The following is a 12,776-nucleotide window of genomic DNA, read 5'->3' as shown; positions in this document are numbered from 1 at the left end:
CAGCGCGCGCACGCTTGCCGTACGCTGCCTGCCCAGCCCGCCAACCGGACCCCGGACATGTCACAGCAAAAACCCGCCAGCTCGCTGGTCTACTCCACGGAACACGGCCGTATGTGCCCCGGCTGCGGCAATGCGCTGGCGGCCTGCACCTGCGGCAAGGCCCGGCCGGTCGCGCAGGGCGACGGCATCGTGCGGGTTTCGCGGGAGACCAAGGGCCGCAAGGGCAAAGGGGTGACGCTGGTGCGCGGCATCGCGCTGGATGCGCTGGCGCTGGCGCAACTGGGCAAGGAACTGAAAGCCGCCTGTGGCTCGGGCGGCACCGTCAAGGATGGCGTGATCGAGATCCAGGGCGACCACTGCGACACGGTGATGGAAAAACTCCGTCAGCGCGGCATGACGGTGAAGCGGGCCGGTGGCTGAGCAAGAGTCCGCGGGATCCGCTTACCTGGTGCGCTGCTTGTAAACGATGCTGCCGTCGGCCTTGCGCTGGGGCACGACCGGGTTGCGGGAATTGCACACTGGGCAGCGGAACAGCGGGCCCTGGCCTTCGTCCTTGACCGTCACGTCCTTGGGGTCCCAACGCGTCTGGCACGACTGGTTCTGGCAAGTAAAAAACATCTTCATTCTCCGTAATAGGCGCGGATCGTAGCACGGCGGGCGAATGCGGCCCCGGCTGGTGCGCCATCCTGCGCATCGGCGTCTCTGCCTCGCCTCCTTCGCGCTCTCCGCCTATTCTGCTCCGTTTCCGAAAACGGATAGCCCTGCGTCCGTGCGCCAGCCCGCCGCGCGGCTGGCCGCGCACAGCCGCGGTGCAGGATCGCGCGGCGGCGGGCTGGCGGGCACCGCCGGCGGGCGCAGCCACGTTGGCGGCCCGGCGGCCATGCACCCGCTGTGGCGCTGAAGGCGCGTCCCGCGGCAAGCCATCGCCCGCCGGCATCGGTGAATATCCCCGTGCCGCGGTTGCCGATTTCGGATAACGCCCCTGCCACGCGCGTTCGTAGACTGGCCTCATTGCAAAGCGCACCAAGGAGCCAGCAAGTGAACGAGGTAAGCACCAGGGCCTTCACGCGACGGCCGGGCACGGGACTGGCGGCAGCGGCGATATTGAGCGCGCTCGCCATGCCTGCGCCCGCCGCCAACGCCGCCGAATTGCCGCCCGAAACCCTTTCCGTGCAGGCGCTGGCGCCCGCCGACGACAGCCGCCTCTATATCTCCGATGTGGCGTTCAAGCACATGGTGGACGGGCGCCTGCACGTGGTGGACGGCAAGCGCATGCGCTACCTCGGGCTGGTACCCACCGCGTTCGGCGGGCAAAGCGTGCTGTCGCCGGACAGGCGCACGCTGTATGTGATCTCCACGTTCTACACGCGGCTGGCGCGCAGCGAGCGCACCGACGTGGTCAGCCTCTATGACACCGCCACGCTGGCCTACCGCAGCGAGATCGTGATCCCGCCCAAACATGCGCAGTCGCTGAACTACCGGGGCATCGCCACCGTGTCCGCCGACGGGCATTTCCTCTACGTGCAGAACGCCACGCCAGCCACCACGGTCAGCATCGTTGACCTGCAGGCCGGCAAGTTCGTGGCGGAGGCGCAAACCCCGGGATGCTGGGGCGTGTTTGCCACGGAGGCTTCCAGCCTGCGCTTTCGCACCCTGTGCGGCGACGGCACCATGCTGACGGTGACGCATGACGCCAGTGGCCAGCCCAGCGGTCAAAAGCGCAGCGCGCGCATGTTCGATCCCGATACCGATCCGGTCTTCCTGCACAGCGAGCGCGTCGGCAACACGCTGACCTTCGTGTCCTTCAACGGCAATGTGTACAGCGCCGACCTCTCGGACGAGACGCCAGCGTTCGCGCAACCCTGGCCCGTGGTCGACGCCGCCGACCGCAAGGCTGGCTGGAAGCCGGGCGGCTACCAGTTGTTCGCGCTGCACGCCGCCACCGGCCGCCTGTACCTGGGCATGCATCCGCGCGCCAAGGACGGATCGCACAAGTCGCCCGCCGCCGAGATCTGGACCATCGACCTGGCCCAGCGCAAGCGCGTTGCCCGCGCGCCGGGGCAAAACGCGCTGGCGCTCACGATCACGCAAGGTTCCCAGCCAACGCTCTACGTGCTGGACGCGGCAAAGGCCGGCGTGGTGTCACTGGACCCGGCCCGCGGACTGAAGCCGATATCCCGCCTGGACCAGGTCGCGGAGAACGCGGTGCAACTGGAGCTGCATCAATGAGCGCCGCCGAAATCTCCGACGTATTGCGCGATCCCGTCATGGTGGCGGCCTGCTCCGCCGCCGCCGCGCTGGTGCTGGCGCATTCCCTCTGGCCCAAGCTGCGCGACTTCACCGGCTTCCAGGCCGCCGTGAGTGCTTACCGGCTGATGCCGCAGGCATGGTCGCGCTGGGTGGCGCTGGCCTATGCCGGCGCCGAGGCGGCCAGCGTGGCGGCGCTGGTAGCCACGCCGCTGCAGCCGGGCGCGGCGCTGCTGGCGGCCCTGGTGGTGGCGATCGCCAGCGGCGCGGTGGGCATCAACCTGCTGCGCGGCCGGCGCGACATCCGCTGCGGCTGCGGCAGCGCCGCCGACAGCTTGCGCCTTTCGCCGGGCCTGCTGGCGCGCAACCTTGGACTGCTCGCGGTGCTGGGGCTGGCCGCGGCAACGGCGGCCGGCCTGGCGGCGGACGCGGCGCCGCGCGCGTTCACCTTGCTCGACTACCTGGCGGCCGGCTTCTGCGCGCTTGCGCTGCTGTTGCTGTGGCTCGGCGCCACGCAAGTGCTGGTCAATGCCGATCGCGCCGCCGCGCCCTCTCGCCGCACCCATTCAACCTACTCGTGAGACTGCCATGACTGCCCTTGTGATTGCCAATATCGTGCTGTGGATCGCCGTGCTGGCGCTCCTGTTCGGCTTCTACGCGCTGGCCCGCCAGGTCGGCATCCTGTTCGAACGGGTCGCGCCGATGGGCGCGCTGGTGATCGACGCCGGCCCGCGCGTGGGCGATGCGCTGCCGCCCTTTGCCCTGCGGGACGTGCGCGGCGGCCCGGTTGCGGTGGGCGGCGCGCAGCCGCGCAGCACGCTGCTGTTCTTTCTCTCGCCCACCTGCCCGGTGTGCAAGAAGCTGCTGCCGGTGCTGAAGTCGATGCAGGCCAGCGAGGCCGGCTGGCTGCGCGTGGTGCTCGCCTCGGACGGCGAGCAGCCGGAGCACCTCGCCTTCCTGCGCCAGGCCGGGCTGGAAGCCTTCCCCTATGTGCTGTCGCCCGAGCTAGGCATGCACCTGCAGATCGGCAAGCTGCCGTATGGCGTGCTGATGGACGAGCAAGGCACGCTGCGCGCCAAGGGCCTGGTGAATTCGCGCGAGCAGCTGGAGAGCCTGTTCACCGCGATGGACCTGAATGTGGGCTCGGTGCAGCAGTTCCTGGAAACGCGCGCCTGAATGCGGCTGAGCCTGACTGAACCCGAGTGAACCTGACTGAAGGCAGGAGAAAACAAGCAATGTGGCTTGACCGATTTTTCGAACACCAGACGCGGCGCGCGGCGCAGCGCACCGGCCGGCGCAGCATGCTGGCCACGCTTGGCAAGGTCATGGTGGGCACGATGGCATTGCCCGTCCTGCCCTTCGACCGCAGCGCGCATGCGGCGGTCGCGCATGGCGGCAAGGCCGCCGGCCCGCAGGCAAACGACGAGACCGCCTGCGACTACTGGAAATACTGCGCCGTGGACGGTTTCCTGTGCTCGTGCTGCGGCGGCAGTTCCACCACCTGCCCGCCCGGCACCGAGCCCTCCCGCGTCTCGTGGGTAGGCACCTGCCACAACCCGGCCGACGGCAAGGACTACATGGTCAGCTACAACGATTGCTGCGGCAAGACCACCTGCGGGCGCTGCGAATGCAATACCAACGAACGCGAGCGGCCGGGCTACCGGCTGGGCGTGCACAACGATGTCAACTGGTGCATGAGCAACGACAGCACCATGTTCCATTGCACTACCTCGATCATCCTCGGAGTCCAGGAATGAAGCTGTCCTTGCCGTGGCTGCCGCCACGCTCCGTTCCCGCTCGCCTGCTGGCCGTGTGCATGGCTTGCGCAGCGCCCGCGGGCACCGCCCTTGCCGACTCGCTGGCCGATCAGGGCAAGGCCTTGTTCGGCACCCATTGCGCCGCTTGCCACAATGCCGACGGATCCGGCATTGCCGGCGTGGCGCCCCCGCTGGCCGGCGCGCTGCGCGAGCGGCTGGCGTCGCCGGCGGGGCAAACCTATCTGGCCAATGTACTGACCCATGGACTCGCCGGCCCGATCCAGTCGCAGGGCCAGTCGTTCAACGGCATCATGCCCAGCTTCGCCAGCCTGCCCGACGATGAGCTCGCCGCCGTGTTGTCCTGGCTGGCCGCGAGCAACGGCGTACCGGAGCAAGCGGTGAGCCCCGATGCGCTGGCCCGCGCACGTGCCGAGCGCAAGACCCCCGGCGCCGTGCGCAAGCTGCGCGATGCGGGGCAATGACATGGCATCGCCGCGACCACGCTCCTCGCGTCCGGCCACGCTGCGCGGCCTCGCATTCGTGGCGCTGGCCACGCTGTCGGCCGCCGCGAGCGCGCAGGCCGAGCTGCGCCACGCGCGCGACAACTATCTGCTGCACTGCTCCGGCTGCCACCAGCCCGACGGCCGCGGCAAACCCGGGGCCGGCATTCCCGACATGCGCGAGACCGCGCCGCTGCTGCTTGCCACGCCGGCCGGCCGCGCCTTCCTGATCCAGGTGCCCGGCACCTCGGCCTCCGCGCTGAGCGACAGCGAGATCGCCGGCCTGATGAACTGGCTGCTGCCCGAGCTGACCGGACACCGCGATGTGGCCGCGTTCAGCACCGAGGAAGTGGGACGCTACCGCCGCCAGCCGCTTGACGACGTAAGCGCGCATCGCGCCGCCATCCTGGGCGGCGCCGTTGCCCTGCCTGATGCAACACCTGCGGCAACACCTGTGGCAACGCCGGGCACCACCGCCCGCGCGAGCCCGCGGCCGATGTGACAGACTCACGTACCCAGGCGCATCATCGCGGCAGGAAAAGCCAGAGACGCGGGACAAGGACAAAGACCGAGGAATGAGACGATGAACCCCATTGGCAACACCACCAATAGCGGCAAACCACAAGACGCAGGCACCGGCGCCGCGCCGGCCAGTCCCGAACAACGCTCGCGGCGCGACTTGCTAGGCCGTCTCGCGGGCGCGACGCTTGCCGGCATGGCAGCGGGCGTAGCCGCAAGCGGGGCCAGCGCGGCGCCTCCCGCCGGCAGCGGCGGCGCATCGAACGCATCCGGCGCGTCCTCGCCCGGCCCGGCGGCAAGCGGCCCGAACCCCATCGTGATGATGCCGGCATGGCAGCTCTCGCGCGCCATCCATGCACGCCAGCTTTCCAGCCGCGAGGTGATGACCGCCTATCTGGACCACATCGCGCGGGTCAATCCCGGCGCCAATGCCATCGTGGCGCTGCGCGAGCGCGAGGTGCTGCTGCAGGAAGCCGCCGCCTGCGACCAGGCGCTCGCCGCCGGACGCCCTGCGGGCTGGATGCACGGCATGCCGCAGGCGCCCAAGGACCTGGCGCTCACACGCGGCATCCGCACCACCTTCGGCACCCCGATCTTTCGCGACAACGTACCGACCGTGGACGCCATCATCGTAGAGCGCGCACGCGCCGCCGGCGCGGTGCTCATCGGCAAGACCAACACGCCGGAATTCGGGCTGGGCTCGCAAACCTTCAACCCGGTCTATGGCGCCACCCGCAACCCGTTCGACGCCGGCCGCACCGCCGGCGGCAGCAGCGGCGGCGCGGCCGCGGCGCTATCGCTACGCATGCTGCCGGTAGCTGACGGCAGCGACTTCGGCGGCTCGCTGCGCAACCCGGCCGGCTTCTGCAACGTCTACGGCATGCGGCCCTCCGCCGGCCGCGTGCCCTACGGGCCGGCCGCCGAAGTCTTTATCCAGCAACTCGGCTACGAAGGGCCGATGGCACGCACCGTGGCCGACGTGGCCCTGCTGCTCGCCACGCAAGCCGGGCCCGATCCGCGCACACCGCAAGCGCTGGCGCAAGACCCCGTGCTGGCCACGCTCACTCCCGCCAACGTAGCCGACGCGCTGAAGACCAACCTCAAGGGCAAGCGCGTGGCATGGCTGGGTGACTGGCATGGCTACCTGTCGATGGAAGCCGGCATCCTGCCGCTGTGCGAAGACGCGCTCAAGGCCTTYCCGGCCTTCGGCGTCAGCGTGGAAGCCATCAAGCCACCGTTCTCGCCCGAGCGGCTCTGGAAGACGTGGCTGGTGCACCGTCATTTCCTGGTCGGTAACGGCATGCTGGCCTTCTACCAGGACCCGGCCAAGCGCGCGCTGCTCAAGGACGCCGCGATCTGGGAAATCGAAGGCATGCTCAAGCTCAGCGCCAGCGATATCTACGCCGCCAGCATGGAACGCACCGCGTGGTATCAGGCACTGCTCGGCGTATTCAAGGATTTCGACTACATCGCCGTACCGACCGCGCAGGTGTTTCCCTTCGACGTGAACCAGCCCTGGCCGAAGCAGATCGCCGGCCGCGAGATGGATACCTATCATCGCTGGATGGAAGTGGTGTTCCCGTGGACGCTGTCGGGATGCCCCGCGATCAGCGTCCCGGTGGGATTCGGGCCGCAGGGGTTGCCGATGGGGATGCAGCTGATTGGAAGGCCGCGGGATGATCTGTCGGTGTTGCGCCTGGCACGGGCTTATGAAGAAGAGCGGGATTGGGTGGGCAAGCGGCTGCCGTCGGCGATGATGGGGTAAAGCGAGACATCACACTCCTGCCAGCGCCCGTCCTCTCCCGCAGGCGGCGCAAAGAAGAGCGATGGCGCCAGATCACGACCCGGTGTAGCCGTGTGGAGCGCCCCCAAGGGCGGTCCACACCCCAGCGCGAYGCGAAGCGAGCCGTCAAGGTGTACCAGGCCGTATGGGGCGCCTTCTTTGCCTACTTTCTTGGCAAGACAAGAAAGTAGGTCGCCCCCCGCAGGGGGGTGAAACCGCCTTTGACTTTGCAGTTAAGCAGTTAAGCAGTTAAGCCTTTGACGTTGACCTAGAAACAGTCACCGACGGCAACTCCCCAAAAAACGCCCGATACTGCGCCGCAAACCGCGGCAAATGCGTAAACCCCCACCGCGCCGCCACAGCCCCCACCCCCTCCAACTCCGCCGCCTGCCGCCCCCGCAACGCCTGCCGCACCCCATTCATCCTCACCGCCCGCACAAACTCCAACGGAGCCAGCCCGGTAACCTCGTTAAAGCTGTATTGCAACGTCCGCCGGGAAACCCCGAGCCGCTCGCACAGCGCCAGCACGCTCCAGGGCGCCTCCGGCGCAGCCCGCACCATCTCATAGGCCTGCGCAACCAGCCGCCGCCGCGCCGGCGGCGTAGGCAGCAAGGCATCACCGCTGTCATGCGCAAGGGTGGAAACCACCGCCATCAGCAAAGCATCCCGCATCGCGCTTTCAACAAACCGTTGATTGAACAAGTCGCTCTGCACCGCTGCCGCGGCCAGCACCGCCAGCATCGCCGCGCGGAACTCTTCCGAAGCGGCACGCCGCACCTCGGTAGCCGGCTGCAAGCGCATCAGCAGACCGGCCTCCCCCTCGCGTTCCAGCACGCGCTCCAGCGCAGGCAAGGGCAAGGTCACGCCAAGCAGGTCCAGCCCCGGTGGCGTGCGCATGGCCAGCGGCTTGCCATTGCCTGCCTGCAGCACGGTATCGCCGCTCATGCGGTAGCCGGCGAACCAGCCGTCCTGGCACTCGCGGTGCGGCAGGGCAATGGAGAGATAGCCGCGCCGCGCCTCGCCCTCTTCCAGCAAGGCCTGGTTGGTCTGTTCGCGGAATACGTGGACGTCGCCGTAGGTAGCCTGCTGCACTTCGGCAAGGAAACGCCCCGGCGTGAGTTGCTGGTAGCGCTGCTGCCAGCCGTCGAGACCGCCTGCCGCCATGGTTGCCTCGGTGGCTACCAGGTGGCGTACCGGGCGCGCGCCGGCGCCTGTGTCGAGGGGCTCTGTGTTGCTGGGCATGGGCGGCAGCCTGTGGGGGCCAATCAACACCATCGGCGCCGGCCTGGCATGGCCACGCGCGCCAAGGCTTTCAGGTGCGGGACTGCGCAACGATTGTATAGCTGGCCCGGGCCGCCGTCGATGCACGGCGCAACAAGCCGGCGCCACGGCAGGGTTTGCCCGGAAACCACCTTTGCATTTGTTGACAATAACCGCGGCGAAGGCCGCCTAGAATGCGGCGCTATTCAAAGCGGGCATCGATATGGGATCCAATCGCAACAAGTTGCTGGGCTACGTCGCGCTTTGCATGGTGGGGTTCGCGCTGATCACCGTGCTGTGCGTCACACTGCAGGACGACAACGAGCAGCGCGCTGCGCGCAAGGTCCGGCAGATGGATAGCCGCGCCATCGCTACCGCCACCGTGCCCGCCGCCAGCCACGCTGGGCAGCATACGGCCGCGAACACGCCGCGCTGAGCGCCGGCGCACCCTGCTCAACAGGGCAGGATGATGGTAAAGGTGGCGCCGGCGCCCGTGGCGCTGACCAGCCTGATCTCTCCGCCGTGGCGCTCCACCACCGTCTTGACGAACACCAGGCCAAGCCCGCTGCCGGCGGGCGCGTCGCGGCCGGTGCCGTGCAGACGCGCGAAGGGCTGGAACAGTCGCCCCTGGTCTTCCTCGGCAATGCCCCTGCCCTGGTCCGCCACATCGATCGCCAGCCCCTTGGGCACGCGGTACAGGCGCACCGTCACGGTGCTCTGCGGCGGGCTGAACTTGATCGCATTGCTGACGAGGTTGGCAATGGCCCGGACCAGCAGCACCGGCTCGGCCACCACCTGCGTCTGTTCCTCTTCCAACTCGATCTTTAGCGCGATGCGCGCGGCGCTGGYCAGCGCCCATAGTTCGTCGGTGGCGTCCAGCACCACGCCGGCCAGGTCGACTTCGACGAAGCTCAGGTGCGGCGCCTCTGCGCGGGCCAGCCGGATAAAGTCGTCGGCCAGGTCCAGCGTGCGGCTGGCGTGCTCGCCGATGCGGGCCAGCAGGGTCGCCTCGGGCAGCGCCCGGCCGGGCTCGTTCTGCAGGTCGATCAGGGCGAGGATGGAGGACTGCGGGGATCGCATGTCATGCGAGATAAAGCGCAGGGACTCCTCGCGCCGCCGCTCGGCCACGCGCACCTGGGTGATATCGATGACGCTGACGATCAGGCCGGCCACGCCGCCGGTGTCACTGCGCAGCGGTGCGCCGCGCAGCAGCATGGGACGTTCGCCGCGGGCTTCGAGTTCCACGCCGGGCGGGGCCTGCGCCGGCTCCGCGTGGACGGCCTCGCCGTCGGCAAAAGCGCTGCGCAACTGGTCCCAATAGTCCAGCCCTGCCTTGGGCTGGGCGAATACTTCGTCGATCATTTCGCGAATGCCGGGGCGCGGCGCGCTCATGTCGGCCAGCGGCCCGAGCGTGCGCGGCGCCAGCAGCAGGCCACGCCGGTTGGCCAGCAGCACGCGCCCCGACGGATCGCAGATCACGGTGGCTTCCGGCAGGCCTTCCAGCCCGTCCGACAGGAACTGGCGCAGGTCGCGCAAGCGGGTGGTCATGCGGTACACCGCGCGCATGCGGGTATCCAGATTGCGGCCGGATTCGCCCTCGCCGGCGGGCATGGCCAGCAGGCCCGGCTCCTGCTCCAGCTGCGCCAGCTCATCCGTGAGGAACTTCAGCGCCGCTTCCTGGCGCCGCCAGCTCCACAGCGGGTAGAACAGGCTGCAACCCAGCAGGGCGCTGGCCGGCGCGAACCAGAGGTGCCCGAGCACCACCAGCAGCAGGCTGGCGGCCAGCGAGCCAATCAGGAGCACCGCAGTGACCAGCAGCGCGTTGCGCGGCGTCGTCGCCAGCGAGGCGAGGCTCGCCAGCAGTACCGGCAGCAGGGTGCATAGCCAGAACCACGGCGCGGGCAAGGTGACGATGGCGCTGTCGTTCTGCAGCGTCTGCATGGCGTTGGCGATGATTTCCACGCCACTCATGCCATGCCCGCTGCGGGATACCGGCGTGGGAAACACGTCGCCCAGCCCGCTCGCGGTCGCACCGATCAGCACTGACTTGCCGCGGAAGAAATCCGCGGGCAGCGCGCCGCCCAGCACATCGAGCACCGAAACCAGGCGGAACGTGCCGGGCGGCCCGGCAAATGGAATGCGCAACCGGTAGTTGCGCATCCAGCCATCGGCGCCCAGGTCATTTGCCTGGTCGTCGTGCCGGTAGCTGGACACCGGCCGCGGCGGCTCGCCGAAACCGACCATCGCGACCGAGAAATGATTGAGTTGCCGGCCCGGCAACCCTTCCTGCAGGAAGACCTGGCGGGCGATACCGTCGAGGTCCACCGCGATATTGATGTGCCCCACCCCGGCGCCCAGGCCGGTCAGCGGATAGCGCACCATCAGGCCATCCTGCCCCGCTTCGGCCAGCGCGGGCAACACCACGTTGCCCGCGCGCGCCATGCTGCCTGCCAGCGCGCGGTCGTCCTCGGGATGCAACTGGTCGGGCTCGGAGAGGATCACGTCGACGCCGATCACGCGTGGGGCATCGGCCGCGATGCGCCCGATCAGGTCGGCCAGCACCCAGCGGCGCCAGGGCCAGCGGCCAATGGCGGAGATGCTGGGATCGTCGATGGTGACGATCACGATGTCGTCACTGGGGGCGTGATGCTGGGCCGCGACAGACAGGTCGTAGACCGCCGTGTCGGCGCGCTCGCTCCAGCCGAATGCGGCGCAAGCCACCACCAGCGCCAGCACCGCGGCCGTCAGCACGGCCCACTCGATCAGCGTGCGGCGCTGATAGCCAGCCAGGATGCGCGCCAACACACGGCGCACGGAGTGCGCGCGCGAGCCGGCGCGCGCGGCCAGCCGGGCCAGGCTAGTTGGCACGATTGAGCAGACGCCCGCCAGCGCTCACGGGCTGGCCCTGCGCATCGCGCACATACTGCTTCACCTCGATGCGTTGGGGCGCGGAGAAGTGCGGCCGCGCTGCCGGGCTAACGGTAGCGGCATTGGTTGCGGCATTGGTTGCGGCAGCCGCTGCGCCCTCACGCCCCACCCGCACGAAATACGTGCCGCTGCCAGGACGGGGCAAGCGGCCTTCGTTCGTTTCCGTGCGCACGTCCGCCACGATCTGCGTAAAGGCTTCGTCGGACGCCATCTGCAGCCGGTAGGCTTGCGCAGCGCCGGCGGCGCCGGCTGCCGGCCAGGCGATGCGCAGCGTGTCGCCGCCATCGTCCTCCAGGCGCGGCTGCGGCGGCGACGGTTCCAGCGCGAACGCCCCCGGCTCGCTCCAGGGACCGGGCTGGCCACCGGCGTCAAGCGAGCGTACCCGCCACCACCAGCGGCCCGGCGCGAGCGCCTGGCTGGCCGACGGCGCGGCGCTTCGCGCCTGCATGGCGCCCTGCCTGAAGTCCGCGTCGGCCGCCACTTCGAATTCGTATTGCGCCGCGCTGGCGACCTCGGCCCAGCCGAACGTGACCGTCTCGCCGTACGCAGTGCCGTTGCGCTCGGGCTCCAGCGTAAAAGGCGGGGGCGGGTTGAGCCGTACCGCGAACGGCAGCACCACGCCCGCGCCGCCGAGGTGCGTGGCATCCAGCGCGCTTACGCCCAGGTAGAGCTCGCCTTCGGGCAAGTCCTCAAGCGCGGCTTGCTCGGCGCTGACGGTCTGGGAGGACAGCAGCTCGGTCTGGGCCGCATCGCGCGAGACCACCACGCGGTAGCCGGCGGCTTTCGCCACCGGCGACCAGCTCACCGTGGCGCGGCTGGCCAGCAGGGGCTGGGGCAGCGGCGCCAGCACCGGCGCGGGCAACAGCGCGGCCGGCCGCGCCAGCACGCCCGTTGGCGATACGCTGACGCCATAGCCGGCGCCCACCACCGCCTGCTGGCCACGGCGCGAGCGTGCCTGCACTTGCCCTTCGAGCACGGCGCTCTGGCTGGCGCCAGCCTCGGTGCCAACGCGAAAGCGCGTGCCGCGCACGCCAGTCACCAGCGAAGGGGTACGGATTTCGAAGCGCCCGACGCCCGTGCCGCGCGGCGCCACGCGGGATTCCACCTCGCCCTGACCGACGCCGAACACGGCGTCGGTCAGGCCCGAGCGGGCGAAGGCCCGCAGCCTGCTGACTTCCATCCTGGAGGCGGGCGGCAGCGTGACGCGGGAGCCGTCGCCCAGTTCCATGGTGACGGTGCCGCCTGCGCCGGTTTCAATGCGGGCGCCTTCGGCGAGTTCCATGCCAGCCTGCAGCTCGCGGCCATCCGCGCTGGCCGGCCCTGTCACAAACACCACGCGGGCGGTGCCGTTGGTGACCGGAATGTGGACCAGCGGGATGCGCAGGCGCATGCCGGGCGGCAGGCGGTAGGGGTCCGCCACCTTGTTCAGTGCCTGCAACTCGCGCCAGCGGGCGGGTTGCGCCATGAAACGGTCGGCCACGCCGATGAGCGTGTCGCCCGGGCGAACCAGATAGATAAAGTTGGCGCCCTCTGTGCCCGCTGCCTGCGCGGCGGCGTCGAGCGGCCACGCGGCCCCCAGCACACCAATCCATCCGGCCACGCCGATTGCGCCGATTGCATCGATTGCGCCCTTCGCACCCGCCTCGCCAGATCGCACTGCGATGCCGCGCTTCCTGCCTGCCGCCATTTCGAACCACTTCATAAACTCAGTCTTCCTGCTTATCCTGCAAACCCTGCGAATCCCACAAATCCGTCAACCCCTGCAAGTCGTGCAAGTCCTGC

Annotated in this window: 13 protein-coding genes; 9 read left to right on the top strand and 4 right to left on the bottom strand. The window is 69.3% G+C overall.

Annotated features, from left to right (window positions below; all coding sequences use genetic code 11):
- Positions 1-57: 57 nt before the first annotated feature.
- Positions 58-420: a translation initiation factor Sui1 gene (locus AC1DN0_RS08670; protein ID WP_441625877.1), complete on the top strand. Its 363-nt coding sequence runs from the start codon at positions 58-60 to the stop codon at positions 418-420.
- A gap of 21 nt (positions 421-441) precedes the next feature.
- On the opposite strand, the gene AC1DN0_RS08665 is transcribed toward AC1DN0_RS08670, so the two are convergent.
- Positions 442-618 carry a hypothetical protein gene (locus tag AC1DN0_RS08665; protein WP_200876849.1) on the bottom strand — a complete coding sequence of 59 codons (177 nt, stop codon included), beginning with the start codon at positions 616-618 and terminating at the stop codon, positions 442-444.
- A gap of 420 nt (positions 619-1,038) precedes the next feature.
- On the opposite strand from AC1DN0_RS08665, the gene AC1DN0_RS08660 reads away from it, so the two are divergent.
- The 7 genes from AC1DN0_RS08660 (at position 1,039) to AC1DN0_RS08630 (ending at position 6,788) form a co-directional block, all read left to right on the top strand.
- Positions 1,039-2,229, top strand: coding sequence for an amine dehydrogenase large subunit (locus AC1DN0_RS08660; protein ID WP_441635511.1), 1,191 nt, complete (start codon positions 1,039-1,041; stop codon positions 2,227-2,229).
- A complete protein-coding gene (locus AC1DN0_RS08655; RefSeq protein ID WP_441635509.1) occupies positions 2,226-2,828 on the top strand; it encodes a MauE/DoxX family redox-associated membrane protein in 603 nt (200 codons plus the stop codon). Before AC1DN0_RS08660 ends, AC1DN0_RS08655 begins: the two co-directional genes overlap by 4 nt.
- A 7-nt stretch (positions 2,829-2,835) precedes the next feature.
- On the top strand, positions 2,836-3,423 hold the full coding sequence (mauD, locus tag AC1DN0_RS08650) for a methylamine dehydrogenase accessory protein MauD (RefSeq protein ID WP_035875734.1): 588 nt from the start codon (positions 2,836-2,838) through the stop codon (positions 3,421-3,423).
- A gap of 59 nt (positions 3,424-3,482) precedes the next feature.
- Complete coding sequence (locus AC1DN0_RS08645; protein ID WP_441635507.1) at positions 3,483-4,004, top strand: methylamine dehydrogenase light chain; 522 nt, start codon at positions 3,483-3,485, stop codon at positions 4,002-4,004.
- Positions 4,001-4,486 carry a c-type cytochrome gene (locus tag AC1DN0_RS08640; protein ID WP_477142955.1) on the top strand — a complete coding sequence of 162 codons (486 nt, stop codon included), beginning with the start codon at positions 4,001-4,003 and terminating at the stop codon, positions 4,484-4,486. Before AC1DN0_RS08645 ends, AC1DN0_RS08640 begins: the two co-directional genes overlap by 4 nt.
- Before the next feature lies 1 nt (position 4,487).
- The gene (locus tag AC1DN0_RS08635; RefSeq protein WP_441635503.1) at positions 4,488-5,006 is read left to right on the top strand and encodes a cytochrome C; all 519 of its coding nucleotides are present in this window, start codon (positions 4,488-4,490) and stop codon (positions 5,004-5,006) included.
- A 213-nt stretch (positions 5,007-5,219) separates the two neighbouring features.
- Positions 5,220-6,788 carry an amidase gene (locus AC1DN0_RS08630; protein WP_441635513.1) on the top strand — a complete coding sequence of 523 codons (1,569 nt, stop codon included), beginning with the start codon at positions 5,220-5,222 and terminating at the stop codon, positions 6,786-6,788.
- Positions 6,789-7,055: 267 nt separating this feature from the next.
- Here AC1DN0_RS08630 and AC1DN0_RS08625 read toward each other — a convergent pair whose 3' ends face one another.
- The gene (locus AC1DN0_RS08625; protein ID WP_441635501.1) at positions 7,056-8,048 is read right to left on the bottom strand and encodes a helix-turn-helix domain-containing protein; all 993 of its coding nucleotides are present in this window, start codon (positions 8,046-8,048) and stop codon (positions 7,056-7,058) included.
- 241 nt (positions 8,049-8,289) lie between these two features.
- On the opposite strand from AC1DN0_RS08625, the gene AC1DN0_RS08620 reads away from it, so the two are divergent.
- On the top strand, positions 8,290-8,502 hold the full coding sequence (locus AC1DN0_RS08620) for a hypothetical protein (protein ID WP_441635499.1): 213 nt from the start codon (positions 8,290-8,292) through the stop codon (positions 8,500-8,502).
- Between the two features lie 17 nt (positions 8,503-8,519).
- Here the strand turns inward: AC1DN0_RS08620 and AC1DN0_RS08615 are convergent, their stop codons facing one another.
- Both AC1DN0_RS08615 and AC1DN0_RS08610 read right to left on the bottom strand, forming a co-directional pair.
- A complete protein-coding gene (locus AC1DN0_RS08615) occupies positions 8,520-10,934 on the bottom strand; it encodes a CHASE2 domain-containing protein (protein ID WP_477145653.1) in 2,415 nt (804 codons plus the stop codon).
- A complete protein-coding gene (locus AC1DN0_RS08610) occupies positions 10,924-12,696 on the bottom strand; it encodes a FecR family protein (RefSeq protein WP_441635495.1) in 1,773 nt (590 codons plus the stop codon). Before AC1DN0_RS08610 ends, AC1DN0_RS08615 begins: the two co-directional genes overlap by 11 nt.
- Between the last annotated feature and the right edge of the window lie 80 nt (positions 12,697-12,776).

The organism is Cupriavidus sp. 05N39, assembly GCF_056397325.1.
This window is presented reverse-complemented; position numbering and strand designations above follow the sequence as displayed.

Coding starts and splice junctions, on each gene's coding strand:
- AC1DN0_RS08670 (WP_441625877.1), top strand. CDS start 58: ATGTCACAGCAAAAACCCGCCAGCTCGCTGGTCTACTCCACGGAACAC.
- AC1DN0_RS08665 (WP_200876849.1), bottom strand. CDS start 618: ATGTTTTTTACTTGCCAGAACCAGTCGTGCCAGACGCGTTGGGACCCC.
- AC1DN0_RS08655 (WP_441635509.1), top strand. CDS start 2,226: ATGAGCGCCGCCGAAATCTCCGACGTATTGCGCGATCCCGTCATGGTG.
- mauD (WP_035875734.1), top strand. CDS start 2,836: ATGACTGCCCTTGTGATTGCCAATATCGTGCTGTGGATCGCCGTGCTG.
- AC1DN0_RS08645 (WP_441635507.1), top strand. CDS start 3,483: ATGTGGCTTGACCGATTTTTCGAACACCAGACGCGGCGCGCGGCGCAG.
- AC1DN0_RS08640 (WP_477142955.1), top strand. CDS start 4,001: ATGAAGCTGTCCTTGCCGTGGCTGCCGCCACGCTCCGTTCCCGCTCGC.
- AC1DN0_RS08635 (WP_441635503.1), top strand. CDS start 4,488: ATGGCATCGCCGCGACCACGCTCCTCGCGTCCGGCCACGCTGCGCGGC.
- AC1DN0_RS08625 (WP_441635501.1), bottom strand. CDS start 8,048: ATGCCCAGCAACACAGAGCCCCTCGACACAGGCGCCGGCGCGCGCCCG.
- AC1DN0_RS08620 (WP_441635499.1), top strand. CDS start 8,290: ATGGGATCCAATCGCAACAAGTTGCTGGGCTACGTCGCGCTTTGCATG.
- AC1DN0_RS08610 (WP_441635495.1), bottom strand. CDS start 12,696: ATGAAGTGGTTCGAAATGGCGGCAGGCAGGAAGCGCGGCATCGCAGTG.